2 protein-coding genes and 2 pseudogenes are annotated in these 2,947 nt (G+C 38.8%); all 4 read right to left on the bottom strand.

All coding sequences use genetic code 11. The annotated features are described in order from the left end of the window. Nucleotides 1-819, bottom strand: a pseudogene (locus A3I7_RS14245) (type VII secretion protein EssC); the annotation flags it as partial. A gap of 93 nt (nucleotides 820-912) precedes the next feature. Next, a complete protein-coding gene (locus A3I7_RS0111455) occupies nucleotides 913-1,224 on the bottom strand; it encodes a DUF4176 domain-containing protein (RefSeq protein ID WP_018376879.1) in 312 nt (103 codons plus the stop codon). After that, nucleotides 1,211-2,113 carry a hypothetical protein gene (locus tag A3I7_RS0111450; protein ID WP_018376878.1) on the bottom strand — a complete coding sequence of 301 codons (903 nt, stop codon included), beginning with the start codon at nucleotides 2,111-2,113 and terminating at the stop codon, nucleotides 1,211-1,213. Before A3I7_RS0111450 ends, A3I7_RS0111455 begins: the two co-directional genes overlap by 14 nt. Before the next feature lie 6 nt (nucleotides 2,114-2,119). Beyond that, nucleotides 2,120-2,947, bottom strand: a pseudogene (locus A3I7_RS14345) (hypothetical protein); the annotation flags it as partial.

The raw sequence follows: 2,947 nt of genomic DNA, 5'->3' as shown, positions 1-2,947 counted from the left end.
TCCAAAATCAGCTTTTCATCCGTTACCAACACTACATAGTGAGGTGAGAAGAGCAGACTTTCTTTGGCGGATTTGTCATCCAGCTGATTCTTGCGTAGTTTGAGGATTTGATTGAGTGAGTTCAGCACCTGATCACGCGTGCGTTGGTTGATTATAGACAAAACCACGCACATTCATCTCTTGCAAAGTAGCATGTGGCAGCCAGCGCATCCATTCCCATTGCGATAATTCCTCTTCGGGCATGATGGTAATGAATTGCACATCACGATAAGAGTGGAAAAAGGCTAGCTGATTCACCATGAGCTGCAGTTGCTCAATCACTAAGGGACGAGGTCCGATGTAACCAACAGGACCATGTGCTAGATTAGCAACGATGGGCATCTGATCAATGGTGCGATTTTGCATATAAAGTTGATAGCCCTCCGCTTCTAGCGGGTCGGTCTGCCCACTGCGCTCTGTTTGAGAATAGAGGAGCTCATAGCTAGTAGGCACCTGACCCAGACCTAGACGGTAGTGGAGAAAGTCAAAGTGCAGAGGCGTCTTTTCATAAATCCGATGATTGTAACTAGCTGACAGCTTATCCAAGGTATGGATAGAAGGGTAGTGGTAAAGCTGCCCTTTTTTCTGCTCCTCTGCCAGCTCTGCCAACTCCATAGACTTATCCATGACATAACGTTTGTAGGAATCTATGCGGTCCTTTAAATCCTGCTTATATGTTTTACGATTTTTAACATAGGTCGTTATCGAAAAGATGATCGTTGTCACTGACATAGCCGCCATCATGAGAATATAGATTCCTCGAGGTTGGACAAGTGAAATATACCATGTTAGTTAGCCTAGTGTAGTTTTTTATTATTTGATTTGGGATAATGAAAAAGGCGCTTGATGCGCCAATTATAAATAATGATAAAACTAGTCAACTTCTTTTCTAGGAACTGTCAGATTTTGTTCCCACTCATGATAAATCTTTAAGAAGCGATCTTCCTCTTCATCATGATATCCCTCAAAAACCACTTCGTCAATGTTTTCATGTTGGAAGAATATCGTAGATTCAGGTTGGAGTCCCATCGGATACAAAACTCCCATATAGTCCGCAAAGACCTGTTCACCACTATCAGGGTCATCAAAAATAGCCCCACGACCAACAATAACTAACTTTTGTGTTCCCTCTTCAAGATAAACAATACTTCCTAATGGTAATAACTCTTTTTTAGTTTGATTCATTTTTTAATAACTCCTTATGTTTTTTTAGATATTTCTTTCCGTACCATTCTTCAAGTGTTTTCCCTTCCCATTCGCGGTATTCTTCGGGATATTTCAATCGATAAAAACCACGTAGCATAAAAGGGAGGATGATATAACTTTCATAAAATGCAAATAGAATATTCACGAAGAACCATAAAGCAATTAACCCCAGAACACCTAACCAGCTGCCTACTTCAACCTTAAAATTTAAAAACGATTTAACGAAAAGCCAGAGCACCGAAAATAGTCCCAGAAAAATCATGAAATAGTTAACTATCTTGCTGATAATAGTATTTACTTTTGAACCTGCTTCCTCAGCACCACCGTACACGAGATTTATAAGGTTTTTCAATCTACCTTTAATGATGAGGTAAACAAGATAAAAATCAACAATTAAGAAAGAAATTGTGCCTAGCAGTCCAAGAGTGCTATAAAATCCTGTTAAACAAAATAAATTCCATTCAATTAACAACCATAAAAAGTAAGTTACAAATAAGTGAAATTGTCCTCTATAAATCAATATAAACTGTTGGTAAAACTTTTTACCAATCAAGATGAGAACCAACCAAATGATACCTAATGACATAAATACCCAGTTGGGTAAGAAATTGTAGACTGCTGGTTGTATGAGTTTATTTTCGACATGGCCAAATATATAGCCACTTCCTACATATAAAAGCCAATTCGGCCCATATATAAATAAGACAGTTAATATAACAAGCCAGATGTAGGATTTTAAAGTCCCCCTATATTTCTCCTTCTCTTGTGTCTCTTTTAGATTTCTAGTTATAAACCCACTTGAGGCTGTGTCATCTTCTAAATTTAAGCTTTCCTCAAAACTAGCTTGTAAAATTGATTTCCTCTTCATAGACTATTACCCAAATCCTAACGCCTTACCAACTCCGCCAATAGCATCAGAAACTATATTCTTCACATTTTTAATTCCTTTTCCTATTTTATCTATCCCTTTATATGTAAAATCTTTTATGTCCTCATATAAATGTGGATTTATTGTTTGTGCAATAGAATTTGCTCCTCCAACAATTAAACCAACTGTTGCACCTACTGCTGCACCAGAAACTGTTCCTACAACAGGAATAGGAATTGCAGTTCCAAACGCACTTCCAATAGTAGCACCTACGGTAGCACCTTCCAGTGGTCCCACACTTGATATCGCATCAAGTGTCCCACCTATAACCGCTTTCACACCATTCCCTGTTTTTGAGTATTCCTCAATACCGCCAGAGATGCCTTCAAAGCCAAGCTCCGCAAAGGTTGCTACCGTCCCGACTTTTCCTAAGAATTTAATGCCTTTTCCTAAAAACTTGGCATCACCTACAAAGTTCTTACCTGTTTGGACAGCCTTTTCTAAAGATTTGAAACCAGAGACCTTTTCCAGACCCCATTTGGTTCCCTCTTTAACCGGAGAGGCTAAGAAATCTAGACCTTTATGTGCTTTAGAGAGACCTTCTAGTATAGCATCAACCGCTTTGCTGCCTTTAACGCCACTTTTTTCTACCTTGCTTAAAATGCTCCATAAAGCACCCGATTTACGTAAACCTTCGTACTTAGACAAACCTTCTAATATGGCATCAACCGCTTTGCTGCCTTTAACACCACTTTTTTCTACACTAGCTAAAATTTCCCAGAGACCATCAGATGCTAAGACGCTTTCAGTGAATTTTGAAGGTAGTAGTCCAAA

Source organism: Streptococcus orisratti DSM 15617, from assembly GCF_000380105.1.
Classification (GTDB): Bacteria; Bacillota; Bacilli; order Lactobacillales; family Streptococcaceae; genus Streptococcus; species Streptococcus orisratti.
The sequence above is the reverse complement of the archived record's forward strand: the minus strand, read 5'-3'. Positions and strand labels throughout refer to the sequence as shown.